We start from the raw sequence: 25,750 nt of genomic DNA, 5'->3' as shown, positions 1-25,750 counted from the left end.
TAGGGCGCCCTGGCCCGACTTAACGTGCGGCTGCCGATGTATACGGCTCGTCGGGCGACACGCCGGTGCGCAAAATGCCCCGAACCGCCCGCTCATGGTACATTCGCCCTCCGCGAGAGGGGGAGCGATGACGGACAAAGTGCTGGTTCTTGCAGGAAAGACGCTCGATCGCGCGATAGGGGCCCTGCGCGCGGGCACGCTTCGCTCGCGACCCTCCGGGCTGACCCGCCTCGACCCTGATTCCTGCGCGTGCGCCGTGTCCGACCTGGCCGAGATCAACATCGCGCCGCTGTCGCGCATCTGCGACGCCACGCAGTCCGACCCCCTCTACGTCGCCGTCACGGCCCCCGAGAAGCGCCGGGAAGTGCGCGGGTTCGAGTTCAGCCTTTTTCCGCGGGAGTTCCCGGCAGGCTCGCTCAGGGAGATCTCCCCGAATATCCTCATGCCCTCATTCGAGTGCTATTACCTGCTCAAGGCCCGTGAGCTCGACTTCGAGAGGGAGCTTCTGCTTGGGATGGAGCTCTGCGGCCGCTACGCGCACGACATTCCGGGAAACCCCAGGTCGCGATGCATGTTTCTGGTCGAGCCCATCTGCTGCTCGGAAGATATCCGCTCCTATGTGGAGAGGGCGCGCGGAATTAAAGGCGTGAACCCTGCGGCGAGCGCCGCGCGTTGGCTCGTCGATGATTCCTATTCGCCGCGCGAGTCGATGCTCGCCTTGGAGCAGTACCTGCCCCCTCGGCACGGCGGCAGGGGCTATCCTGTGCCGGCGCTCAACCCCGAGGTCGCGGTGCCGCCCGAGAAGCGCGGCCTTACCGCGCGCGACACCTTCAAGCCGGACATCTACTGGGACGGTCTTCTCGACCTCGAGTATGACAGCGCCTATCACAACGATCCTGTGCAGGTCGAGCGCGATAAAGCCCGAACCGCGGATGTGCAGGCCATTGGCATACCGGTCATTCAGGCGACGAAGCTCTCGCTGTCGACGTGCGAGCGGGCCGAGCTCTTGGGCCGCCAGGTGGGGGAGGCCCTTGCCGCCGGGATGGGGACCCCGATGAGGCGCAAGCTGCGTAGACTCGACGACCCCGACCTGCGCTCCGGCCGAGACGCGCTCCATACGCGGCTCTGGCGCCTGACGGCCGGCCCGCGCGACGGCGCCGCACGTTAAGTTCCGCGACGCGGGCCATTTGGGGGCGAATCAGGCCCACTGCGACAACAAATTCGAGATTGTGCGTGGACTAATCTCCGTTTTTGGCTCGCTTCGGCCGCAAGTGGCCGCCTCGTTGGGCTCGCGGATCCGCAAAATCGCAGGTCGCGCTATATCAAACTGTGAATAAAGCACGCAGGAACGGCATTTTGTTGCACATGTGTAGCCCCTCCAACGGCCTCCTGCGCCGCCGCGGGGTAAAATGGCCGCGTCAACCGCTCGAGAAGGAGACTCGCATGAACGAAACCATTGCTTCCATGGTCAACCGCCGCAGCTGCCGCAGGTTCAGCGACCGGATGCCGTCCGCGGCCGAGATCGACGCCGTCGTCGAGGCGGGCCTCTACGCCGCCTCCGGCATGGGCCGCCAGTCCACCATCGTCCTCAAGGTGACGAACAAGGAGCTCCGCGACCGCATCAGCCGCATGAACGCCGCCATTATGGGCAAGGACGAGGGCCTCGACCCCTTCTACGGCGCCCCCGCCATCCTCGTCGTGCTCGCCGACCGCGAGGTCCCGACCCACGTCTACGACGGCTCCCTCACCATGGGCAACCTCATGGTCGCCGCCGAGTCGTTTGGCCTCGCGAGCATCTGGATCCACCGCGCCAAGGAGGAGTTCGACTCCGAGGAGGGCAAGGCCATCCTCGCCGAGCTGGGCGTCGAGGGCGACTACGAGGGCATCGGCCACTGCGCCCTCGGCTACTGGGACGCCGAGAAGCCCGAGCCTCCCGCGCGTCGCGACGGCCGCGTCTTCTGCGCCGAGTAGGCTACTGTCGCGGCTTTCGCGCACATATCTGCTAGCCTTGAAGGTCGCGCCCGCACCCGCCGGCGCGACCTTCTTTTTTCGATGCATCCGGGGGCATGACCATGGACCTGAGCCAGGCAATCGACTGCGCGAGCGCGCTCGCGCTCCCGTTCTTCCTCGACGAGGCGGCCCTCACGGCCGAGCGCCAGAAGAACGAGGAGGCGCTCAAGGTCCTGCTCGACACCTGGAAAAACACCCCCGCGGGCGCCGAGCCCTTCGGCTTCGACCTCGTGCTGGGCCTCGCCGACCGCAACCGCGGCATCTGCGACCTCATCGGCGCCGACAAGCTCCGCGACGTCTCGCCAAGCTGCCTTGCCCGCAAGCTCGCGGACGCCGACCTCGTCCACGCCGTCGCCCACATGCAGCACCGCCCGGACGCCGAGGTCGCGGCCATCGCCGGCCCCGGCCTCGACGACCTCAACATCGCCTACGTGGACGTCCCCGTCTCGGGCATGGTCATGGGCATCGACATCGAGACGACCGACCGCGACCCCGCCCGCGGCTACGTGGTCAACATAGGCCTCGAGTTCATGGACCTTGCCGCCGACGCGAAGCCCCACGACGCCTTCGCCGGCTACTGCGGCATCCCCGACATGTACGCCGAGAAGGGCGTCCCCCTTGAGTTCATCCACCACATCACCTGGGACGACCTCAAGGATTGCGCGCCGCTGCGCCAGAACCCGCAGATGCAGAAGGCCATCCTCGCCGCCATGTGCGCCTATCCGTACATGGCCCACAACGCGGCCTTCGAGGACTCCTGGTTCATGCTGAACATCGCCGGCTACGCCGAGGCGCGCAAGGTCGGCAAGATCTGCATCATCGACTCGCGAGACATCTGCCGACGCGTGGACCCCGAGGTCCGCACCCTGCCGCGCGAGAGCCGCCCCGCCACGCTGGAGAACTGGGCCCGCCGCCGCGGTACGCTCGCCGTCGGCGAATCCGAGGTGCACCTGGGCCTCGACGACGTCGAGCTCATGCTGCGCACCGTCCAGGCGGAATTCGCCGAGAGGAACATGTTCCGATAAGGCACAGGGGCGGCCCCTTCGTCTTATGCATCCGCCGCCCGCCCCGGATTTTGCGGAGAAATTACGGCTTGCGCGAGCTTCTCTTGCCTGCGCCCCGCACGGCTATACTTACCTGCGGACAAACGCAAATAACGAAAGGGGAGTCACGTGAGCGACTTAATCACCGCAGAAAACGTCATGCTCGACCAGGCCGCGGCCACGCGCGAGGAGGCTCTGCAGGCCATCGCCAACAAGGCCTGCGACCTGGGCTTCGCCGACGACCCCGCCGCCCTCTACGACGCCTTCATCGCGCGCGAGAACATGGGCGAGACGGGCATGACCGACGGCTTCGCCATCCCGCACGCCAAGTGCGACGCCATCAACTCCGCCTGTGTCATCGTCTTCAAGAACAAGACCCCGCTCGACTGGCCGAGCTTCGACGAGAAGCCCGTGACCTGCGCCATCGCGCTTCTCGTCCCTGCGGGCGAGGCCGGCACCGAGCACATCAAGCTGCTCTCCAAGACCGCTGTCCTGCTCATGGACGCCGGCTTCAAGAACCTCGTGCGCGAGAGCTCCGACGCCGCCGAGATCGCGGCCGCCGTCAACCGCGGGATCGAGGGCTAGCCATGGCGTTCACCGCACTCACCGACAAGCGCGTCGCCGTCTTCTTCGCCGCCGGCTTTGAGGAGGTCGAGGCTATCGCCGTCGTCGATCTGCTCTTCCGCGCGGGCATCCCCTGCGACATGGTCTCCATCACCAACAATCTGCAGGTCACGTCCTCGCGCGAGGTCACGGTCACCTGCGACCGCACCATCGAGGACGACGACTTCGACTTCGACGCCTACGACATGCTCGTGCTGCCCGGCGGCATCCCCGGCATGCCGAACCTCAAGGCCTGCGAGCCCCTTTGCGAGGCGCTGAAGAAGCATGCCGCCGAGGGCAGGGGAGTGGCCGCCATCTGCGCCTCTCCCTCCATCCTCGCCGAGCTCGGCATCCTCGCGGGCAAGCGCGCCACCGCCAACCCGCACTTCCAGCAAAGCGTCGTCGAGGGCGGCGGCATCCTCGAGGCGGGCGAGCGCGCCGTCACCGACGGCAACGTCATTACCAGCCAGGGCATGGCCACGGCCACCTGGTTCGGCCTCGAGATCGTTAAGCGCTACGTGTCCGACGAGGTCGTCGAGCACGTCAAGGAGGGCATCGTCCTCATGGACTAGTCCCGACACGGGTTTTCTGTGTCGTGTAGGTGACCATTTGCGCGCGTTCGTTGACACAGGGCAACGGGCGCGCGTAACTTCTTTATACATGGCTATTTTTTGGCTTTTAAGAGATTCATGAGGCCGCGTCCAGCGGCGATCTGAGGAGAAGCGCGAGATGGACAGCATCAAGGTTTGCGTCGTCGGTTCCACTGGTTATGCGGGTATCGAGGTTTGCCGCCTCGTGCTGGCCAACCCCAACATGGAGCTCGTCATGGCGACCGACCGCAAGGAGGCCGGCACCAACCTCGCCGACATCTACCCGAGCTTCGCCGGTGTGTGCGACATCGAGCTCTCATTGCCTGACCCTGCGGTTATCGCCGAGAAGGCCGACGTCGCCTTCCTCGCCGTGCCGCACACCGCCTCCCTCGACCTCACCCCGCAGCTCCTGGCCGCCGGCGTGACGGTCCTCGACCTCTCCGCCGACTACCGCATCCACGATGCCGAGGTCTATGAGGCCTGGTACAACACCGAGCACACGAGCCCCGAGCTCCTCTCGCAGACCGTCTACGGCCTGCCCGAGCTCAACCGCGAGGGCCTGGCTGCCCTGGCCGCTCGCCGCGCCGCCGGCGAGGCCGTCCTCGTGGCCGTCCCCGGCTGCTACCCGACCGCCACGGCCCTCGCCGCCACGCCCGCGCTTGCCGCCGGCCTCGCCAAGGGCGACCTGGTCATCTCCGACGCCATCTCCGGCGTCTCGGGCGCCGGCCGCGGCTGCAACGCGCGCACCCACTACTGCCACGCCAACGAGTCCGTCGAGGCCTACGGCGTGGCCAAGCACCGCCACACCCCCGAGATCGAGCAGACCCTCACCGAGGTCGCCGGCCGCGACATCAACGTGGTCTTCACCCCGCACCTGGCCCCGCTCACCCGCGGCCTTCTCGCCACCGTCTACATCGAGGCCGCCGACGGCGTGACCGCTGAGCAGGTCCAGGCCGCCTACGAGGAGCGCTACGCGAATGAGGCCCTGGTCACCACACTGCCCGCCGGCTCCATGCCTCAGACGAGCTCCGTGTTCGGCACCGGCCGGGCCCAGGTCGGCGTGGCGCTCGATGCGCGACGACGTAGCATGATCGTCGCCTCCTGCGCCATCGACAACCTCGGCAAGGGCGCCGCCGCCCAGGCCATGCAGTGCGCGAACATCGTGCTGGGGCTTCCCGAGACGTGCGCCGTGGACCCCGCGGCCCCGCTGGTCTAAGACGCAGGTAGACGACGATCTTCTCACTCGCCGTCCATCCCGGGCCGCCGCGCCCATCACCTGATTAGGAATAAGAACATGAACGACTTCGCATCCCTTGAGGTCCCGACCCCGGCCGATACCCCCGAGGCCTTCGGCTTTTCTGCCTGCGAAGGAGGCGTGTGCGCCGCCGCCGGCATCAAGGCCGCCGGTGTCCACGCGGGCTTCCGCCGCGACCCCAAGCGCCTCGACATGGCCCTCGTCGTTGCCGACGGCGACGCCGTGGCCGCCGGCACCTTTACCACGAACCGCTTCTGCGCAGCCCCCGTCACCGTCTCGCGCGAGCACGTGGCGAGCGGCCACGCCCGCGCGGTGATCCTCAATTCCGGCAACGCCAACGCCGCGACCGGCGAGCCCGGCCTAGCGTGCGCGCGCAAGACCTGCGATTACGTGGCCGAGAAGCTCGGCTGCGCGGCCGACGACGTGCTCGTGTGCTCCACGGGCGTCATCGGGGTCGAGCTCGACTTCGCCCCCTACGAGGCCGGCATGCCGCTCGCGATGGACGCCCTCGCGGCCACGCCCGAGGCGGCCCACAACGCCGCCGTGGCCGTCATGACCACCGACACCGTGCCCAAGGAGGCCTCCTTCGCGGGCGAGGTCGCGGCGGCCGACGGCAGCGCCTACGCCGTCCACGTCGGTGGCTTCGTCAAGGGCTCCGGCATGATCCAGCCCAACATGGCCACGATGCTCTGCGTCATGTCCACCGACGCGGCGCTTACCGAGGAGGCCGCCCACGAGGCCCTTCTCGCCGCCGTCAAGCAGACCTTTAACAAGGTGACCGTCGACTCCGACACCTCGACCAACGACACCGCCATCCTGCTCGCCACCGGCGCCGCCGCGCCCGCAGGCGAGAAGATCGGCCTCGACTCGCCCGCGTACCCCGCCTTCGCCGCCGCGCTCAAGGCGGTCTGTGGCGAGCTCGCGCGCAAGATCGCGGCCGACGGCGAGGGCTCCACGAAGCTCGTCACCGTGAACGTCCTCGGCGCCGCCGACGACGCCGCGGCCGACACCGTTGCCCGCTCCATCGCCAACTCGCCGCTGGTCAAGACCGCGATCTTCGGCCACGACGCCAACTGGGGCCGCGTGGCCGCCGCCGCCGGCAAGTGCGGCGTGCCCTTCGACCAGACGCGCGTGGACATCGACTTCATGGGCGTGCCCGTCTGCCGCGCCGGCCTCACCGTCCCCATGGACGAGGACGACATGCTGCGTCGCTTCGAGGCGCCCGAGATCGACATCGTGGTCGACCTGCACGACGGCGACGCGGCCTGCCGCATCTGGACCTGCGACCTCACCCACGATTACGTGACCATCAACGGCGATTACCGCACGTAACCTGCAAAAGGGACAGTCCCTTTTGCAGGTTTCAACGCAATCGCCGACCGAAAGGCTAACCACATGAAGAAGCGCGACATCCAGCAGCGCAACGCCGCGGCCGCCAAGGCCGACACCCTCATCGAGGCCCTGCCCTGGATTAACCAGATGAACGGCAAGACCTTCGTCATCAAGTACGGCGGCTCCGCCATGGAGGACATAGAGCTCTGCCGCCGCGTCGTGGCCGACATCGAGCTCATGAAGCTCATGGGCGTCCGCGTGGTCCTCGTCCACGGCGGCGGCAAGGCCATCAACGCCCTGCTCACGCGCCTGGACGTGCCCGTCAAGTTCAAGGACGGCCTGCGCGTCACCGACCCCGACACCATGGAGGTCGTGCGCGAGGTGCTCGTCGGCAAGGTCAACCAGGAGCTCGTCTGGGAGCTCAACGAGTACGGCCACAACGCCGTGGGCATCTCCGGCGCCGACGGCAAGACCCTCAAGGCCGAGGCTATCGACCCCGAGCTCGGTCGCGTCGGACGCATCCGCGAGGTCGACACGAACCTCATCGAGACCATCCTCGACGACGGCTACATCCCCGTCGTGGCCTCCGTGGGCTGCGGTCCCGACGGCTTCTTCAACATCAACGCCGACGTGGCCGCCGACAAGATCGCCGAGGCCATGGGCGCCGATAAGCTCATCTACCTCACCGACGTGGACGGCCTGCTCGAGGACGTGAACGACCCCGACAGCCTCATCGCCCAGATGACGCGCTCCGAGGTCCACGAGCTCCTCGACTCCGGCACCCTCGAGGGCGGCATGGTGCCCAAGATTCGCTCCGTGGCCGACGCCCTCGACGCCGGCGTCTCGCAGGTCGTCATCGTCAACGGCAAGGCCGAGCACTCGCTGCTGCTCGAGATTTTCACCGACGCCGGCTGCGGCACCATGTTCACCCAGGACCTCTAAGGAGACCCCATGTCCGATTTCTCCACCGTTCCCGCCGAGGCCAAGGTCCTCGACCAGAAGTACGTTATGCCCACCTATGGCCGCCTCCCCGTCGAGTTCGTCAGGGGCGCAGGCGCCGTCCTCACCGACTCCGCCGGCAACGATTACATCGACTTCCTCGGCGGCATCGGCTGCGCCTCCCTCGGCCACGCGCACCCCAAGGTGGCCGCGGCCTTGAAGGAGCAGGTCGATAAGGTCTGGCAGGTCGGCAACTACTACTATGTCGAGAACCGCGGCGAGCTCGCCAACGGTCTCTCCACGCTGCTCTCGCGCATCACCGACGAGACCGGCCACGAGACCGGCTCTACCGGCACCCACTGGAAGACGTTCTTTACCAACTCCGGCGCCGAGGCCAATGAGGGCGCCATCAAGCTCGCCCGCCGCTGGGGTGAGGTGAACCTCGACGGGGCCTACGGCGTCGTCTCTGCCAAGAAGTCCTTCCACGGCCGCACGCTGGCGACGCTTGCCGCCACCGGCCAGGACGTCTTCCACAAGACGTTTCGCCCCATGCCCCTCGGCTTCGACTCCGTGGAGCTCAACGACATCGACGCCCTGCGCAGCGCCGTTGAGAACCCCAGCGAGCAGTGCGGCCCCGTCTGCGCTGTCATGCTCGAGTGCGTCCAGGGCGAGGGTGGCGTCTGGCCGGCCGACTACGACTACCTGTGCGCCGTTCGCGAGCTCTGCGACGAGTACGGCCTCATGCTGATCATCGATGAGGTCCAGACCGGCTTCTATCGCTGCGGCGCCCCGTTCTGCTTCCAGCGCTCCGGCATCGTGCCCGACATCGTGAGCATGGCCAAGGGCATCGCCGACGGCTTCCCGATGGGCGCCTTCGCGGCCCGCGCTGAGGTGGCCGACCTGCTGCGCCCCGGCGACCACGGCTCGACCTTCGGCGGCAACGCCCTGGCGGTCGCCGCCGCCCGCGCCACCGTCGACGCCCTGCGCGACGAGGAGATCGGCGAGCACGTCATCGCCGTGGGCAAGCACTTGCGCCACCGCCTGCAGGTCATGGACCACGTGACCGAGGTCCGCGGCCGCGGCCTTCTGCGAGGCGCCCAGCTCGACGTGCCCGTGGCAAACGAGCTCGTGGACGAGGGCTTGGCGTGCGGACTTGTGCTCAACCACATCGGCGACTCCATCATCCGTTTCCTGCCGCCGCTGGTCATCACGCGTGAGCAGATCGACGAGGGTATGGACCGCTTCGAGGCGCTTCTTGCCAAGCACTAGGGAATAACCCACAGAACCTGCCGGCTCCCGGCCCGCGTACCTGCGGGTTGGGAGTTTTTTCTTGCCGCCGAGGTGCCCATTCGTGGGCAACCCGACGAAGAGGTGGCCGGACATGAGCGACGGTGGACGAGGCTTGCACAAAGCATTGGTGCAACAAATTTATTACCTGCGGTTTTGCGACGGGTTCGGCGAAATGTCGAGCCCGTTTTTTGTGATGCATGTGGATATTTGCGTTCCCTTTGGTACACGCGTCGGGAATTCGTCCCGCAGGCATTTGCAGTCACCTGCGCCGCTGGGCTGTCCATTGTTCAAAACTGTCCTCTGAGCCGTAAGAATTCCGTAAGAATTCGGGAAGCTTGCGGTAAGACTGCGGCAAGATACGCCCGATACCATGTGGGGCCAATTTTCGTTGAGAGGGGCACCCACATGGTTGAGGTCGTCGGGCGGACGTACATCGGCACCGGGAAGGGCGTGAATCAGGACGCGTACGCCGGAATCGCCGCGCGGGCGAGCTTCGGCGACGCGGCGCTCGCCGTTGTATGCGACGGCGTCGGGGGGCTTTCCTGCGGCGAGGTGGCGAGCTCGGCCGCCGTGCGCGAGCTCGTGCGCTGGTTCGACGCGGAGTTTCCCGCCTATGCGGCCGACAACCTCTTTGGCGGGCGCGTGGACCTCGGGGGCATCGAGGCGGCATGGACAGCCATTCTTGCCGACCTGAACCGCCGCATGCGCGCCTATGGCCAGCGCCTGAACGTCCGCATGGGCTCGACGTGCACGGCAATCTTGTTGTGCTCGGGAAGCTTCGTCGTCTGCCATGTGGGCGATTGCCGCGCGTACCGCGCGGGGGCGGCGGGCGTCGAGCGGCTGACGCGTGACCAGACGTTTATCCAGCGCGAGGTGGACGCTGGGCGGATCTCGGCGAGAGACGCGCTGACGTTTCCGGGCGGCACCGTGATTACACAGGCCGTCGGCGCGCAGGAGACGCTGGCGCCGATCTTCTCGCGCGGTAGCTACGTTCCGGGTGACGTGCTGTTCGTTTGTTGCGACGGCCTGTATCGGCGCCTCGGCGACGACCGCGTTGCCCTCGGCCTTGCCGGTGCCCGCCGCTCGGCGGGGGAGGACGAGCTGCTCGACGCCCTCGACTCCATGGTGGCCCGCGCCATCGACGCCGGCGAGACCGATAACGTGACCGGGGTCATCGCGCGCGTCTGCGGCCCCGGGGAGGGCTTCTTGCCGCTTGAGCCGGCCTCGGCCGCAGCGCTCGACGACGGGCTGGTGGCGCGACCTGCGACGGGTTTTGCCGTCACTGCCGCACCCCTGCCCAAAGCGACCTTCGCCGTGGATGAAGAAGCGACCGACGACCTTGCCTGCTCGGTTGTCCCATGACGGCCGTAGGCGATGTCATCGGCGGCAAGTTCGAGATATTGTCGCAGGTAGGTCATGGCGGCATGTCGCGCGTCTGGCTCGTGCGCGACCGGCACCTGAACAAGCTGTGGGCGGCAAAGGAAATCGGGCTGGCAGGGCGCGAGCCCGACTACGAGGTTGTCGTTCAGAGCCTCATCACCGAGGCGAACCTCATAAAGCGCCTCGACCACCCGATGCTGCCGCGCGTCGTCGACATAATCGAGGAAGGCAGGACCATCTTCGTCGTCATGGACTACATCGAGGGCACCTCGCTCAAGCAGGCTATGCGCGAAGCCGGACGGCCCATGGACGAGGCGGATGTCATCGAGTGGGGAATCCAGCTCTGCGACGTCCTCGAGTATCTCCACTCGAGAAAACCGCCCGTCATCTACCGCGATATGAAGCCGGACAACATCATGCTGCGCGAGGACGGCACCGTTCGCCTCATCGATTTCGGCATCGCCCGCGAGTACAAGGAAGGCAAGAGCTCCGACACCAAGGTGCTCGGAACGAGGGGCTACGCCGCGCCCGAGCAGTTCTCCCATGAGGCGCAGACCGACGCGAGGACAGACGTGTACGCGCTCGGCGTGACGCTGTATGTGCTGGTCACGGGACGTGCCGCGTCGAAGGAGACGTATTGGCAGCCCATCCGCCAGATCAACCCGGCGCTCTCCGAGGGCCTTGAGCACATCATCGCCAAGGCCACGCAGGCTAACCCGGCCGACCGCTATCAGACGGCCTCGGATATGCGCTACGACCTGGAGAACTACGAGAAGCTCACCGAGAGTTACCGCAGCGTCCTCAAGAAGAAGCTCAATCGCTTCAACGCACTGTGGATCGGGGCCGCTGGTCTCGCGGTCGCGGGCGCGGCGTGCCTCGGTTCGAGCTTCCATCTGAAGAGCATGACGTATGACGCCTACCTCGCATCGGCCCGCGCGGCGAGCGTGGAGGCCGCCGAGGCCGACGGCGTGTCTGCCGCAGAGGGCTACTATACCGACGCCATCGGCGTGGACCCCTCGCGCACGGAGACCTACTCCGAGCTGGTCGACAGGGTCTACAAGGCGGATCAGGACTTCTCCATCGCCGAGTCGTCCCGTCTGCAGGAGCTCGTGAACGCCCATCGTGCGGACATCGAGGAGGACGACGGCTACGCCAAGCTCTGCTACGACATCGGGACGCTCACTTACGTCTACTACGAGCAGGCCGAGGGCGACGAGTCGCGCGATTACGCGATGAGCGCGGGTATCCAGGCCGCGCAGTGGTTCCAGAAGGCCATGGAATCATACGACGCGCGAAAGTCAGCGAACAAGGGCTGTGCTCTCACCTCAGCGGAGCGGTCCACGGCGCAAGCGTATGCGATCATCGGCGAGTTCTATCAGAAGCTCTCGCAAGCGACCCTTGAGGGCACGGAGGGAAGCGTCTACGAGGGTTACTGGGAGTCTCTTTCCGACGCGCTCGAGGGGCTTTCCGACAACGATTCCGTCATGGTCCGCCTGCGCCTGTGTTCTCTTATCAACCAGGCGGTCTCGTCCCCGACGTACCTAAGCGGCTTCAAGCGTGCCGGCGTCACGCGCGACCAGGCCGAGGAGCTGGTGGGCAAAGCCGCTCAGATGGCCGAGTCGCTGTCTGCCGACGCGGACTCGAGCACCAAGGCGCGTGAGATGTGCGATTCGGTCATTTCCGACAGTGCCCGTCAGGTGGCCGAGTCGAACATCGCCACGGTCTTCGGGAGCGCCGGCGCGAATGCGGCACAGAAGAGCGCCGCGGCCCTTGGCGGCGCGCAGAGCGAGGAGGCCGCGCAATGAGCATTCAGGAGATCCTGCGCATAGTGGGCATTGCGCTGCTGGTCGCCGCCGCCGCGCTCGCCGCCGCCGCGGCCTACACCTATCGCACCCTGGATATCCGAGGCGTAAAGGATGACCTCGCGGGCAAGCGAAGGGACAACCGCGCTGTGGGCGAAAGAAAGGCGCGGCCCGGCCGACGCGCCGACAAGAATTGCCACCCAGCCGCCGCGCCCGCCGCGCGCGCTTTCGAACCGCCGAAGCCCCCGCGGGCCGATCATGCCCTGTGGGATGACGCTCCGAGGCCCCTGCAGGCCGACCGCTCCCTGCTGGACGATGCGACGGATGTTTTAGGCGGGCCCGGCCCCGCGCCCGCGAAGGCAGACACGGGCATTTGGGAAACCAGGTCGCCTGCAAGCAGGGATCCTTTGTCCCCGGAACGAGGCCCCGCGCCCGCGATCCAGTTTCGCGTTACCCGCAAGGAAATCGTCGTACCCAGCGAGAAGATCATAGAGGAGTAGCCGTTCATGAGTTCCGACCAGAAGCAGAAGAGAATCACCCCCGCCATCCGCGGCCGTGTGGCCGTGGGCGCCGTCGCCGCGAGCCTCGCCGTCGCCGTGGCCGTGCCGGCGCTGGGCGTCGCGAACGGCTCAGGCATCGAGTTCGACGTCGTGGGCGCGGCGGATGTCGATGGGAAGACCTATGTGGCCGACCGGGAATCCTATGTGGCCCGCGTCACCGTTCCTGCCGACCTTGCCTTCAATGCCGACAAATCGATCGTCTTCGCCGAGGGCGTCGAGGGCGAGGACGTCGACGTTTGGGAGGACAAGACCCCGGAGGATGCCGAGGAGGGTGACCCCAAGGTCTACGAGACCATGATCAGCAGGGCCGAGGTCATGGCCGGTGCCGAGGCGAGCGTCATCGTGAGCAAGGACGGCTCTGAGCGCCCGTCCGAGGTGATCTCGCTTCCCGCCGCCCAGATCGACTCCGGGAAGCCCGCCATCTCCATCAAGATGAGCGAGGCCTGCGCCGGTCAGGTCGCGGTGGAGGGCGAACCGGCCGGAAAGGTCGACTACTACGCCGTGAAGGGCCTCAAGGCCGAGGTTACCGTTGAGGACGTGACGTTTGACGCCTCTGCCACGAAGGTGAACGGCCAGGTGCTCGCGGGCGACCAGTGGGTCTCCGACGGCGACAAGCACACCGCTACGGTCGATTGCTCCGACATCGATGACCTCGAGGTCTCCTCGTCCGACAAGGTCGGCAACGCCTCCTCGGCCGAGTACGGCTCCATGGGGTCCACGGTAGACGCGGACGGTGCGGTGGTCGACGGCGATTCGTTCTCGGTAGACGCCTCGGTGCCCCAGACGACCATTGAGCTTAACGGCGACTCGTCGCATGGGTACTTCAACACTTCCACGGTCGACGTCAAGATTACCGTCTCGGCCTGCGACAACTACACCGGCTCCCAGATCAAGGTCAACGGCGTAGTCCAGGACGACTGGAGGCGCACCGACCTCGAAGATGGCTCGCATGTGTACGAGAAGACCCTCTTCGACGAGGGTTCTTACGAAATCGCCGTCATCAACAACAAGACCTGGGGAACGGTGCCGGGCGTGAATCCTGAGCGCGAGCTCGTCATCGACCGCACCGACCCTGAGGTCAGCGTGTCTTGGAGCGAGAACGAGCCTTCGCACAACAAGTACTACCGCTTTGCGAGGACCGCGATCGTTACCGTTACGGATACCAACTTCGACGCCGAAGCGAGCAAGATCGACGCCCTCGGCGCCGCGGTCGGCGAGTGGCAAACCGACGCCTCCGACCCCTCCAAGCACACGGCGACCGTCATGTTCTTCTGGGACGGCATCAGAAACCTTAAGGTCTCCGCGTCCGACCTCGCGGGCAACGCGACCACGCCCTACGACTCCGGCGAGTTCATCGTGGACCGCACGGCGCCGAGGATCCAGGTTCAGTGGGACAACAACAGCGTCGAGAACGACAAGTACTACGGCGGCGTCCGCACGGCGACCATCACCGTGACCGAGGCCAACTACGACCAGTCGCTCGTCAAGATCGAGGGCGGCGCCGTCGAGTGGGACGCTGACGACCCGAAGAAGGCCACGGTGGCCTTCGAAGAGGACGGCGCCTACGAACTCAAGGTCTCTGCGAGCGACCTTGCCGGCAACGCCGCCGATCCCTATGACTCGGGCGAGTTCGTCATGGACTCGACGGCGCCCGTCGTGGACGTCACCTGGGACAACGTCGCCGCCAAGGGGTCCAAGGACGGCAAGGCCTACTACGATGCCGCCCGCACGGCGACCATCACCATCGACGAGGAGAACTACGACCAAAAGCTCGTCTCCGTCGACGCGCCCGGCGCCTCATCCATTGCCTGGGATGCCGACGACCCCAAGAAGTGCGTTGTCACCTTCGAGGCCGACGGCGAGTATCGCCTGCAGATCGACGCTGCCGATCTTGCCGGCAACGACGCCGCACGCATCGACTCGGGCACCTTCGTCGTCGACGCCGTTGCCCCTCAGGCCACCGTCACCTACGACCTGAACGAGCCCGTGAACGAGAAGTACTTCTCGGCCGAGCGCACCGCCACCATCGAGGTCGTGGAGGCCAACTTCGACGGCGACCTGGTGAGCATCGCCGCCAATGGCGACGAGGGGTCCTATGAGGTCTCCGAGTGGGCCCACGACGGCGAGAGGCACACCGCGACCGTCAAGTTCAAGAATTCCGACAAGGCCTTCGCCCTCAAGATCGCCGGCGCCGACCTCGCCCAGCACGCCATCGAGTTCGGCAAGGATAAAGACGGCAAGGTCGCCACGAGCTACGCCTCAGGCGAGTTCTACGTCGACACCGTGTCGCCGGCGGTCCAGGTCACGCGCGACAAGACCCCGACCAACAGCTACTCGGGCGTCGACTACTACAACGAGGCCGTGACCATCACCGTCCAGGTCACGGACGACCACTTCGACACGGCAAGGAGCACGATCAACGCCAAGGGCGCCCAGAGCGAGTCCGGCTGGGAGCAGAGCGCCGATGACCCGCACGTGTGGACCAAGACGGCCGTCTTTACCGAGGGTACCGACAGGTCGATCTCCGTCGACGTGCGCGACCTCGCGGGCAGCATGCCCGACCCCGCGACGCTAAGCCTCGCCTACGGTCCCTTCACCGTCGACATGACCGCGCCGGAGGTCGCCTCGGCAAGCGTGAGCACCACGCCCGTGAACAACTACTCCACGAGCTACTATTTCTATAACCGCGCGGCCTCGGCCTCCATCGAGCTCTCCGACAACATCAGCCTCGAGGCTATCAGCATCGCGGACGCCGGTGACGGATACTACGGGCAAGACGTCCTCGTATCGGCCGATGCCATTATTGGCAGCGCCACGGCCACGGCGACCCTTACCTTCGCGGACGGCCACGAGTTCGACCGCGACGTCGTGGTGAGGACGAGCGACCTCGCCAAGAACGAGCGCTACTGGAGCATCTCGCCCACGGGCACGATTCGCGTGCTCACTGAGCGGGAGGTCGAGAACCTCTCGGTTTTCAACCCAGATAAGGTCTACCCCGAGGGACTGCTCAAGGACACCGTGGCACCGCGGCTCTCGCTCTCCGGCGTCGAGGAGGGCCAGTACTACAACACCCCCCAGACCGTGAGCCTCACCGTCGACGAGCTCAACTACCCCTACCTGCAGTCCTATGAGCCCGACCAGGCAGTGTTTACCGTGGCTAAGCATGCCGGCGACGCGGGCCGTGCCCAGAGCAGCTGGGCTCGCTCGGTGAGCTACCTCGGCATCTCCGCGCGCGAGGGCCTTTCCTTTACCGACGACCACGGCGCGAGCTACACCTATGACCAGTTCGGCATGAGCGAGACGTTTGTCGAGGACGGCCACTACGTCATAGACGCGCAGGTCACGGACCCCTCGAAGAATCAGGGGACCGCGTATCTCGCCGAGTTCACCATCGACCAGACGGCCCCGACGGTCCAGATCGACTTCGACAACAACGACGTCCGCAACGGCAAGTACTACAAGGCCTCCCGCACGGCGACCGTTACCGTGACGGAGCACAACTTCGACGCGAGCCTCATCAACATCGAGACCACGGGTTCCGTCAGCGGTTGGAGCGACAACGGCGATGTCCACACAGCCACCGTTACCTTCGCGGTCGACGGTGTCCACAACCTGGCGGTCTCGGGCAAGGACAAGGCGAACAACGAGATGGTCCCGTACAAGGCCGACGAGTTCGTGGTCGATCTCACGGCGCCCACGGTGACCATCACGGGCGTGGAGGACTCTCACGCGTACAAAGACGAGGTCATGCCCATCATCAGCTTCGCAGACGAGGCGAACTTCGACCCCGCCGGCACGACCTACACTCTCGCGGGCACGAAGAACGGAGAGGTGTCCTACGACGCGTCTGTTTTCGAGGACGCCCTGGGAAGCACGGTGTGCTACTCCGACTTCGCGAGCGAGTCCGCCGTCGACGACATCTACACCCTGACGGCGCACCTCACCGACCTGGCCGGAAACGAGGCCGATGCCGCGCTGACCTTCTCGGTGAACCGCTTCGGCTCCACCTTCCGCGTTATCGACGCCGATACCTATAAGCAGAACAACGGCTACCTCACGCAGAGCCGCGGCGTGATGGTCGAGGAGATCAACGTCTCCGGCGTCGCTTCCGAGGAGCACGGCGTGTCTGTGACCCAAGGCGTGAACACTAGGGAGCTTGCGCGCACGGAGGCCGCTTCTGCCAGCGGTTTCGCCATCGACGAGGGGACCTCCGAGGCCGAGGACTCAAACGGCTGGGCCGTCTATATCTACAACATCCCTGCCGGTAACTTCTCAACCGACGGCCGCTACCACGTGAGCGTCCATTCCAACGATCTGGCAGAGAACATCAACACGAGCTCTGAATACTTTGATCGCGATGCGGGCGGCGAGTCCGCGGCGGAGGTCGACTTCATCCTCGACACGACCGATCCTGTGATCACCAACCTGAGCATCCACGACGGCGACGTGATCGAGTCCAACGTGTATGTGGGCAGCTTCAAGGTCGTCGAGAACATCGGCGTCTCAGACGTCAAGGTGTTCGTCGACGGTAAGGAGGAACAGTCCAAAGGCGACGTTTACGGCAACTACAACTTCAGCGTTGACCAGGCCTCCTTTACCGATCGCGAAATCAGGGTCGTGGCAACCGACCTGGCTGGGCGTACCGGCGAGGCCGAGGCCAAAGGCTTCCACGTGACGACCGATATCCTCGAGCTTCACCTCGCCTGGGTGATCGGCGGCGTCGCCGCGGTCGTGGCGGCTCTCGGCGGAATCATCTTCGTGTTGGTCAAGCGCAAGAAGGAAGAAAGCGAGCAATAACTTCTCGGCACCTCATGCAAAATCGCGCCGCTTCCTTCATTTCTGGCTAGAACCGGACAAAAACTACCATTCGCGGGCCAATGCAAGCCGTTAACGGAGTAGAATAATGCTGTTCGTTTTCTGCTTGTTCCTCATACTCAGGAGGTCAGAACATGCTCGTCAACGCAACCGCTATGCTTCAGTCCGCCGAGAAGGGCCACTACGGAATTGGTGCTTTCAACACCAACAACCTCGAGTGGGCCACTTCCATCCTCGACGCCGCCGAGGAGCTCCAGTCCCCGATGATCATCCAGTGCACCGGCGGCGCTGCCAAGTGGCAGACCAGCTTCAAGATCGTCTCCCAGATCGTGCACCAGCTCGTCGAGGACAAGAACATTACCGTCCCCGTCGCCCTGCACCTCGATCACGGTTCCTACGACGAGGCCCTCGCCTGCATCGAGGCCGGCTTCACCTCCGTTATGTACGACGGCTCCCACGAGGCCGACTTCGAGACCAACCTCAAGCGCACCGCCGAGATCGTGAAGATCGCCCACAACAAGGGCATCTCCGTCGAGGCTGAGGTCGGCGGCATCGGTGGCGTCGAGGACGGCGTCGCCTCCAACGGCGAGCTCGCAGACCCCGAGCAGTGCAAGGCCATCGCCGACCTGGGCGTCGACTTCCTCGCCTGCGGCATCGGCAACATCCACGGCCTGTACCCCGAGAACTGGGCCGGCCTGTCCTTCGACCGCCTCGGCGAGATCAAGGCCCTCACCGGCGACCTGCCCCTCGTCCTCCACGGTGGCACCGGTATCCCCGTCGACCAGATCCAGAAGGCCATCTCCCTCGGCGTCTCCAAGATCAACGTCAACACCGACCTCCAGGTCGTCTTCGCCAAGGCCACCCGCGAGTACATCGAGTCCGGCGCCGACCAGCAGGGCAAGGGCTACGATCCCCGCAAGCTCCTCAAGCCCGGTCGCGAGGCCATCGTCACCCGCACCAAGGAGCTCATCTGCGAGTTCGGCTCCGACGGCAAGGCCTGGAACTAGCCTTAGACTAGCCGCATAACGCGCATCCAAGCGCCCGGTCCTTCTCAACGGCCCGGGCGCTTTTCTTGTCCCTCTCAACTCCACGCCGCCCCCGTTACCCCTCCGTCCCGCCTTCCCCTTAAAGTTCGGAAGCCTTCCAAACTTTTTCGGGTCCCGCGCCGAATACTTCGCAGGCTTCCTACCTGCGGATATACGAATCTTAACCAAAGTTTGGAAGCTTTCCGAAGTTTGGAAGCCTTCCGAACTCTAGGGGAGAGAGCAGTGAGCGTTCGGGGAGAGGGTGGCGCGTGGGTGGGGTAGGCGGGGCAAGAGGGGTGCTCAGCGACAAGAAAAAGGGCGTCGTCCGCGGTGGACGGCGCCCTTTGGCGTGCGATATGCGCAAAAAGCCGAGATTGCTTACTTGGTGGCCTTGACCACGGCCTGGCCGGCGGAGACGGTGCTCTCGGGCTCGACGAGCATCTCGACGGAGTCGTAGTCGGTGGTGTTGGTCACGATGAGGACGACGCAGTCGGGGTGGCCGGCGGCGGCGATCTTCTCACGGTCGATCTTGATGCAGGGGTCGCCGGCCTTGACCTCGTCGCCCTGCTTGATGAGGCTGGTGAAGCCCTCGCCGTTCATGTCGACGGTGTCGACGCCCACGTGGCAGAGGATCTCCATGCCGTCGGGGGTGTTGATGCCCACGGCGTGCGGCATGAGGACGCTCACGGTGCCGGTGGCGGGGGCGTAGACGACGTCGGCGTCGGGGTAGACGGCGCAGCCCTTGCCCATCATCTCGCCGCCGAACACGGGATCGGGGACGTCGGTCATCTTGATGGCGCGGCCGGAGACGGGCGAGCACAGGGTGCCGGTGGCCTCCTGGGCCTCAACGGCGGCGGGCTTGGCGGGAGCGGCCGCCTCGGCCTTCTTCTTGAACATGTCGAAAAGTCCCATGGTCAATCTCCTTAGTGGTTGGTATTTAGCCCAGGAGGAAGCCCTCCGAGCTGCTACTTGTTTATTTTACGACAGGTCCTCGCCGTTGGTGGCGATTACCTTTTTGTACCAGTAGAAGGAGTCTTTTTTGCTGCGAGCGAGTGTGCCTGCGCCGTCGTTGTCCTTGTCGACGTAGATGAAGCCGTAGCGTTTCTTCATCTCGCCGGTGGAGGCGGAGACGAGGTCGATGCAGCCCCACATGGTGTAGCCCATGAGGTCGACGCCGTCGGCGATGGCCTCGCCCATCTGCTCGATGTGCTCGCGCAGGTAGTCGACGCGGTAGCTGTCGTGGACGCTGCCGTCCTCCTCGCGCACGTCCACGGCGCCCAGGCCGTTCTCGACGATCATCAGCGGTACCTGGTAGCGGTCGTAGACCTCCTCCAGGTAGTACTTGAGGCCCTTGGGGTCGATGGCCCAGCCCCAGTCGCTCTTTTTGAGGTACTCGTTGCCTGCGCCGCCGAAGATGTTGCCCCCTTCGATGAGCTTGGGGTCGGCGCTCGCGGTGGAGCTCATGTAGTAAGAGAAGCTGTAGAAGTCGACCGTACCGGCAGCAAGCGTCGCGGCGTCCTCATCGGAGACCTCGATGCTCACGCCCTCGCGCTTCCACACAGCCGGGGCCCACGCGGGGTAGGCGCCGCGGACCTGGACGTCGCCGCAGTAGAAGTTCTGCTCGCGCTGCTTGCGCTGCGCCAGGATGACGTCGTCGGGGTTGCAGGTGTGCGGATAGGTTACGTTGCCGGCGATCATGCAGCCGACCTTGTTCTCGGGGTCGATCTCGTGGGCCATCACGACGCACTTGGCGCTCGCCAGGAACTGGTAGTGCAGGGCCTGGTAGCGCTTCTGGGGAACGTCCCAGGGCGTGTCGCCGAAGGTCATGGCCACGTCGTCGCCCGGCGGCAGGATGCCCGCGCCCATGATGTTGCCGAAGCCGCCCATGAGCAGGCAGTTGATCTCGTTGAAGGTGAGCCAATACTTGACGAGGCCCTTGTACTCGGTCATGGCCGTGCGCGCGTAGTTGAGGTAGAAGTCGATGAGCTTGGGGTTGGCCCAGCCGCCGTACTCCTTGGCGAGGTGGTAGGGGAGCTCATAGTGCGAAAGGGTGACCATGGGCTCGATGCCGCACTCGCGGCACTTCTCGAACACGCGGCGGTAGAACTCGATGCCGGCCTGGTTGGGCTTCTCCTCGTCGCCCTTGGGGAACACGCGGCTCCAGTTGATGGACATGCGGTAGCACTTGAAGCCCATCTCGCCGAAAAGCGCGATGTCGTCGAGGTAGTGGGTGTACATGTCCACGGCCTCGTGGCTGGGATAGTGGACGCCGGGCTTGACGCCGTCGGTCACGTGGCGCGGCTCGGAGACGGTGCCGCCGGTCATGATGTCGGGGACGCCGAGGCCTTTGCCGTCGGCGTCGTAGCCGCCCTCGCACTGGTTGGCGGCCGTGGCGCCGCCCCACAGGAATCCTTCAGGGAACGTGCTCATGTGAGCTCCTTTCGGGTTGGGCCGCAGACATTATTTTTTGTCTGCGGCCTTGCGGGTGGTCCTGATTTTGTTTTATGTCGAGCTTACATCCAGTTGCCGCCGTAGTACTCGTCCACTGCGGCACTGAACCAGCGACCGTTCAGGACATTCTTGGCCACGGCCTTCTTGACGTCGGAGGAGATGGTGGTGTCGGTTTCCATGTCGGCGATGATGTCGCCGTAGCTGCGGGAGACATCCTCACAGGAGATCTTCGCCTCGGTCTCGGTGGCGTCAAGGACGAGCGACTGCTTGGAGGACTTGTCCCAGGCATTCCAGGCGGAGAGGCCATCGCCGTTCGGGTCGCCTGAGGCGAGGAAGTTCTTGAGGTACGCGTTGTACGCCTCGCCCATGGCTTGGTACCCCGCCTTGTCGAAAACGCCGGGCATCATGGCCGAATAGTTGTTCTCCTTGGCGAGCATGGGGACGAAGATGCCGTGGAATGAGCCGTAGGGCTGCAGGTCGGCTCCCATGGCGGAATCATCACCGCCGTAGTTGACCTGGCAGACGTAGATGTTCTTGTCAAAGGAAGAGGCCATTGTGTCGGCACTTACCTGAGCGTTGAAGATGCGGTACATATCGGAGCCGTACTTGACGGAGAAGTTGCTCGCGGCGGCGAGAACCTCGTTGCCAAGAGCGGTTGCTTCCTCGCCCTTCCACCAAGAATCGCCGAGGGAGAACATAGAGAACTCCGAGGAGCCGGTGAGCATGATGGTCGGAACGCTGTAGTACTTCGCGCCGTTGAAGCCGCCTTTGGGGACGACAACGTCGTCCTCGAACAGGTGGGGGAAGACGGCCATACGGATGTTGGCGTTGGCCATGAGGGGCACAAGGCGTTTGGAGTCGATGCTGAGGAGGTAGGTCTTGACCTCGTCGGCGTCCTTGAGCAGCCAGGTAACGGCAGCGTCCTCGTCCGCGGCCTTTCCATCCTCGATGGCGAGCGGGGCCAAGGCCTTGGCAATACGGGTTTGGGCAATGGCCGTGTCGCAGGTGGTCATGCCGCCGCTGTAAACCACCGCCTTCTGGAACTTGCCCTCAAAGTAGGGGCTGATGAGCATAGCCATGACGTCGCGGCCGCCGGCAGAGAATCCGGAGATCGTGATGTTCTCGGGGTCACCGCCGAACGCGGCGGCGTTCTCCTTGACCCAGTCGAGTGCGGCGGCGATGTCGAGCATGCCGAAGTTGCCGCTCGCGCCCTCCTCCTTGACGAGGGAGGGGAGGCAGTTGAAACCGAGAAGACCAAGGCGATAGTTGAGGGAGACGTAGACGCAGTCAGCGTTGGACACCAGCTGGTCACCGACGATCTCGGCCGAGGTGCCGGTCTGGTTGTTGCCGCCGTGGACGAACACAAGGACGGGCTTGCCGGCGTGACCGACCTTGGAGGTGACGGTGAGGTTCAGGCAATCCTCTGTACCGACTACCTCGCCGCTGGAGAGCTGGATGGCCTTCTCGACGGGTGCGGTGCAGTCGCGGGTCTCGCTCCAGGCCTCGGCGGCTTCAGGGGCTTTCCAGCGCAAATCGTCCACAGGTGACTTGCCATAGGGGATGCCGTACCAGGTAATGACGTCGTCGCCGAGCTCTTTGCCGGTCACCTTGCCGAGCGTGGTCTCGACCTCAGCTCCTTCGAGCGCCTTGGCGGATGATTTGGCTGCGCTGCCGCTCGATTGCGAGGTGGAGCAGCCGGCGAGGCCGAGGGCGACGAGGCTTGAGAGGGTGAGGAAGTTGCGTCGGGTAACGTTTGCGTTCATCATTCTGAGTCTCCATTATCAAATATCGAACCTATGGAAATTTAAAAAGGCCGGCGACGCTTGGGGGTACGCCGCCGACCTTATGACAACGCTTGCGCGCTATCGGCTGGAAAGAGGGCCGAGCGGGTGCTTAGGCCTGCTCGGGGGCCTTGTAGGTGATGAACTCGAGCGCGAAGCCGACCACAGCGCCCACCGCGGAAGCGATGATGGCGAAAATCATGTGGTTGATGCCGTTGACGCCGGAGGGGTCGATGAACGAGAGCCAGTTGAAGACGCCGAGGCCGCCGGACATGTAGACCACAGCGCCGGTGATGCCGATGATCAGGCCGCCGGCGGCGGAGCCGATGCAGGCGTTGATGAAGGCCTTCTTGTCGGGCAGGGCGACGCCGTAGATGGCGGGCTCGGTCACGCCGAAGAAGAAGGAGGAGATGATGGCGGGAAGGGCGATGCCGCGGAAGTTCTGGTCCTTGTTCTTCAGGTACATGGCGAAGAGAACGGCGCCCAGGGAGAAGGAGTGGGCGATGACGGAGCCGAGGATGAAGTCGTGGCCAAGGGTGCCCAGGTTGGAGATAGCGATGGGCACGAGCGACCAGTGGAAGCCGAAGATGACGAGGCACATCCAGAAGGCACCGACGATGACGCAGCCGAGGATGGAGCCCACGGCGGGCAGGTTGAAGAGCAGGTTGAAGAAATCAGCAAGCAGGTTGCAGATGACGGTGGCGATCGGGCCGATGACCAGGTAACCGAGGACCACGGTGACGGTCACGGTGATCAGGGGCACGAAGAACATCTTGAGGGCCGCGGGGATCCAGGACTTGACCCACTTCTCGACCTTGGAGCCGAACCAAACCATCAGAAGGATGGGGATAACGGAGCTGGTGTAGCCGGAGGCGGGCATGATGATGGGGATGCCCAGGAAGTCGGCGTACCAAGAGAAGGTGCCGAGGACCGGCAGGGTGACGGAACCGACGACCTCGCCGGAGGTGAGGGCGACCATGGTCGGGTAGACGAGCGCGAAGGCGATGGCCATGCCGTTGAACTCGCTCATCTTGAACTTCTTGGCGGCGGTGTAGCCGAGGACGACGGGCAGGAAGTAGAACATGCCGTCGGCCACGGTGTAGAGCGTGGTGTAGGCGCCGTTGTTGGCGAAGTCGGGCCAGATGAAGGTGATGAGGGCGAGCAGGCCCTTCATGATGCCGGCGGCCGAGAAGGTGCCGAGCATCGGCTGGAAGATGCCGGAGATGAGGTCGATGATCACATCAGCGGGCTTCTTGGGGCCGTCGTCCTCCTCGGCGTCAACGGAGCCGCCGTCGGAGAAGCCGCCGGCCTTGAGGACGGCGTCGTAGACGTCCTCGACGATGTTGCCGACGACGACCTGGTACTGGCCGTTGGCGTGCATGACCTTGATGACCTGCGGGAGAGCGGAGATGGCATCGTCGTTCGCCTTGGACTCGTCCTTGAGCTTAAAGCGGACGCGGGTGATGCAGTGGGCAACGGAGTTGACGTTCTCCTTGCCGCCGACGAGGTCGACGATCTGAGAAGCAAGCTCGTCGTACTTACCTGCCATTCTTTCTTCCTTTCCTTGTGGTTTGCAGATATGCCGTACAGCCGCGTTGGGTCCCGGGCCCTAGGACGTTTGCGGCACAGACACCTGGGTTAGTGGGTGGCGCGGATTACTCGGGTTGCGGTTCTCGCGGTTGCAGCTGGTTCAAGTGCATCATGAGGTAGAGCATCTCCTCGTCGCTGCACGACCAGTTGCGGGTCCGCTCGAGGTACTGGTTGATGGCCAGCGCGAGCTTATAGGTCTCGGGGAAATCGCGCGCCGCCTGCTGGAAGAGCGAGAGGTTGGCCGAAGCCATCGGCTTGTCCTTCTTGAAGCGCCGGATGAGGTAACGCGTGTGGGTGATGAAGCGCACGTAGGCGTAGCAAGTGCGGTCGAGCTCGAAGCCGACCTGGCGCTCGACGACCTCGACGATGCCCTCGAGGATGGCGGCCGTCTGAAGCAGCTCGTCCATGTTGCGCGGCGGGGTGGAGGTTCCGAGCTCGGAGCTGACCATGTGGAGGGCGAGAGACGAAGCCTCGACCTCGGGCAGCAGGATCCCCGTGTACTCCTGGATGATGGCGAGGCCCTGGACGCCCAGCTCGTGCTCGCGCTGATAGACGCGAGCTACCTCGTTGGCAAGCGGATTCGAGATCTCGATGCCTTCGCGAGTGCGGTCCACGGCGAACTGGATGTGGTCGGCCATGACGAAGGGGAGCTTGGCGGCCATCTGGCAGCCGAGGTTGGCCTTCGCGAGGTCGGTGATGTCGGAGGCGGCGCGCAGGACCTCGTCGGAAACGGTGGTGAGGGCGTCGGGCGAGTTGCCGCCGTCGGACACGAAGGTCTTCTCGATGACGGAGGTGTCCTCGAGCTCATAGGGCATAGAGGGGAAGCCGACGCCCTTGCCGAAGACCACGACCTCGTCGCCCGCGTCTGAGCACGCGAGCGCGACGTTGTTGTTGATCTTCTTGAGGATAAGCATTAAAAAACTCCCCGTTGCATCAAGCGCAGATACGGATGCCTGTGAATCGACTTTCCCTGCGCAAGTGATGCCTCCCGGAGAGTAACAAACTCGCTACGACCAAAATTGTGGCACACATGTGTATGGTTTTTGCCGAGCTCTGCGAACGGTTGAATAACTGTCGCGAAAGGTAGCTTGACTTGACAAAACAAAAACGGCGAAACACGCTTTGTTCTCGCCGTTTGAGCCTGCGGTTTGGGGACAGCCCCCTTTTTGCACACGAACCGCCGCTTCAAGCAATTCGCCAAACGATTCGGCGACGAGCGTGCAGCCTCCACGCGTGTGCAAAAAGGGGGCTGTCCCCAAACCGCAGGCGGGCTGTCCCCTTGTC

The 25,750-nt window shown here is 64.8% G+C and carries 19 protein-coding genes; 14 read left to right on the top strand and 5 right to left on the bottom strand.

All coding sequences use genetic code 11. From position 1 onward, the window contains the following. Nucleotides 1-127: 127 nt before the first annotated feature. From U5709_RS05270 to fba, 14 genes are all read left to right on the top strand, one after another. Nucleotides 128-1,168, top strand: coding sequence for a hypothetical protein (locus U5709_RS05270; RefSeq protein WP_321972943.1), 1,041 nt, complete (start codon nucleotides 128-130; stop codon nucleotides 1,166-1,168). Nucleotides 1,169-1,443: 275 nt separating this feature from the next. After that, the gene (locus U5709_RS05265; RefSeq protein WP_321972942.1) at nucleotides 1,444-1,971 is read left to right on the top strand and encodes a nitroreductase; all 528 of its coding nucleotides are present in this window, start codon (nucleotides 1,444-1,446) and stop codon (nucleotides 1,969-1,971) included. Between the two features lie 101 nt (nucleotides 1,972-2,072). Beyond that, nucleotides 2,073-3,035: a 3'-5' exonuclease gene (locus U5709_RS05260; RefSeq protein ID WP_321972373.1), complete on the top strand. Its 963-nt coding sequence runs from the start codon at nucleotides 2,073-2,075 to the stop codon at nucleotides 3,033-3,035. 147 nt (nucleotides 3,036-3,182) lie between these two features. Then, nucleotides 3,183-3,638, top strand: a complete 456-nt coding sequence (locus U5709_RS05255; RefSeq protein WP_321972329.1) for a fructose PTS transporter subunit IIA — start codon at nucleotides 3,183-3,185, stop codon at nucleotides 3,636-3,638. A gap of 2 nt (nucleotides 3,639-3,640) precedes the next feature. Continuing rightward, nucleotides 3,641-4,228, top strand: coding sequence for a DJ-1 family glyoxalase III (locus U5709_RS05250; RefSeq protein WP_321972330.1), 588 nt, complete (start codon nucleotides 3,641-3,643; stop codon nucleotides 4,226-4,228). Nucleotides 4,229-4,385: 157 nt separating this feature from the next. Next, entirely contained in the window at nucleotides 4,386-5,462 is a 1,077-nt protein-coding gene (gene argC / locus U5709_RS05245; RefSeq protein ID WP_321972941.1) for an N-acetyl-gamma-glutamyl-phosphate reductase, read from the top strand. A gap of 78 nt (nucleotides 5,463-5,540) precedes the next feature. Further along, nucleotides 5,541-6,833, top strand: a complete 1,293-nt coding sequence (gene argJ, locus U5709_RS05240; RefSeq protein WP_321972332.1) for a bifunctional glutamate N-acetyltransferase/amino-acid acetyltransferase ArgJ — start codon at nucleotides 5,541-5,543, stop codon at nucleotides 6,831-6,833. Nucleotides 6,834-6,896: 63 nt separating this feature from the next. Continuing rightward, entirely contained in the window at nucleotides 6,897-7,775 is an 879-nt protein-coding gene (argB, locus tag U5709_RS05235) for an acetylglutamate kinase (RefSeq protein WP_321972333.1), read from the top strand. 9 nt (nucleotides 7,776-7,784) lie between these two features. After that, the gene (locus tag U5709_RS05230) at nucleotides 7,785-9,041 is read left to right on the top strand and encodes an acetylornithine/succinylornithine family transaminase (RefSeq protein ID WP_321972334.1); all 1,257 of its coding nucleotides are present in this window, start codon (nucleotides 7,785-7,787) and stop codon (nucleotides 9,039-9,041) included. A 426-nt stretch (nucleotides 9,042-9,467) separates the two neighbouring features. After that, the gene (locus U5709_RS05225; RefSeq protein WP_321972335.1) at nucleotides 9,468-10,424 is read left to right on the top strand and encodes a PP2C family serine/threonine-protein phosphatase; all 957 of its coding nucleotides are present in this window, start codon (nucleotides 9,468-9,470) and stop codon (nucleotides 10,422-10,424) included. Next, entirely contained in the window at nucleotides 10,421-12,247 is a 1,827-nt protein-coding gene (locus U5709_RS05220) for a serine/threonine-protein kinase (RefSeq protein ID WP_321972940.1), read from the top strand. The genes U5709_RS05225 and U5709_RS05220 overlap by 4 nt, the downstream gene beginning before the upstream one ends. Then, nucleotides 12,244-12,744 carry a hypothetical protein gene (locus tag U5709_RS05215; protein WP_321972337.1) on the top strand — a complete coding sequence of 167 codons (501 nt, stop codon included), beginning with the start codon at nucleotides 12,244-12,246 and terminating at the stop codon, nucleotides 12,742-12,744. Before U5709_RS05220 ends, U5709_RS05215 begins: the two co-directional genes overlap by 4 nt. 6 nt (nucleotides 12,745-12,750) lie before the next feature. Further along, the gene (locus U5709_RS05210) at nucleotides 12,751-17,601 is read left to right on the top strand and encodes an Ig-like domain-containing protein (protein WP_321972939.1); all 4,851 of its coding nucleotides are present in this window, start codon (nucleotides 12,751-12,753) and stop codon (nucleotides 17,599-17,601) included. A 152-nt stretch (nucleotides 17,602-17,753) separates the two neighbouring features. Continuing rightward, nucleotides 17,754-18,626, top strand: coding sequence for a class II fructose-1,6-bisphosphate aldolase (gene fba, locus U5709_RS05205; RefSeq protein WP_321972339.1), 873 nt, complete (start codon nucleotides 17,754-17,756; stop codon nucleotides 18,624-18,626). 396 nt (nucleotides 18,627-19,022) lie between these two features. On the opposite strand, the gene U5709_RS05200 is transcribed toward fba, so the two are convergent. The 5 genes from U5709_RS05200 to U5709_RS05180 form a co-directional block, all read right to left on the bottom strand. Next, entirely contained in the window at nucleotides 19,023-19,556 is a 534-nt protein-coding gene (locus U5709_RS05200) for a PTS glucose transporter subunit IIA (protein WP_321972340.1), read from the bottom strand. A 66-nt stretch (nucleotides 19,557-19,622) separates the two neighbouring features. Further along, nucleotides 19,623-21,074: a glycoside hydrolase family 1 protein gene (locus U5709_RS05195; protein WP_321972341.1), complete on the bottom strand. Its 1,452-nt coding sequence runs from the start codon at nucleotides 21,072-21,074 to the stop codon at nucleotides 19,623-19,625. A gap of 83 nt (nucleotides 21,075-21,157) precedes the next feature. After that, complete coding sequence (locus U5709_RS05190) at nucleotides 21,158-22,861, bottom strand: carboxylesterase family protein (RefSeq protein ID WP_321972342.1); 1,704 nt, start codon at nucleotides 22,859-22,861, stop codon at nucleotides 21,158-21,160. 127 nt (nucleotides 22,862-22,988) lie between these two features. Next, nucleotides 22,989-24,425: a PTS transporter subunit EIIC gene (locus U5709_RS05185; RefSeq protein ID WP_321972343.1), complete on the bottom strand. Its 1,437-nt coding sequence runs from the start codon at nucleotides 24,423-24,425 to the stop codon at nucleotides 22,989-22,991. A 106-nt stretch (nucleotides 24,426-24,531) separates the two neighbouring features. Further along, a complete protein-coding gene (locus U5709_RS05180; RefSeq protein ID WP_321972344.1) occupies nucleotides 24,532-25,380 on the bottom strand; it encodes a PRD domain-containing protein in 849 nt (282 codons plus the stop codon). Nucleotides 25,381-25,750 lie beyond the last annotated feature (370 nt).

It is taken from the genome of Paratractidigestivibacter sp. (genome assembly GCF_963660155.1).
In the GTDB taxonomy this organism is placed as follows: domain Bacteria; phylum Actinomycetota; class Coriobacteriia; order Coriobacteriales; family Atopobiaceae; genus Paratractidigestivibacter.
Note: the sequence above shows the minus strand (reverse complement) of the source record. Positions and strands in the feature narration are given on the sequence as shown.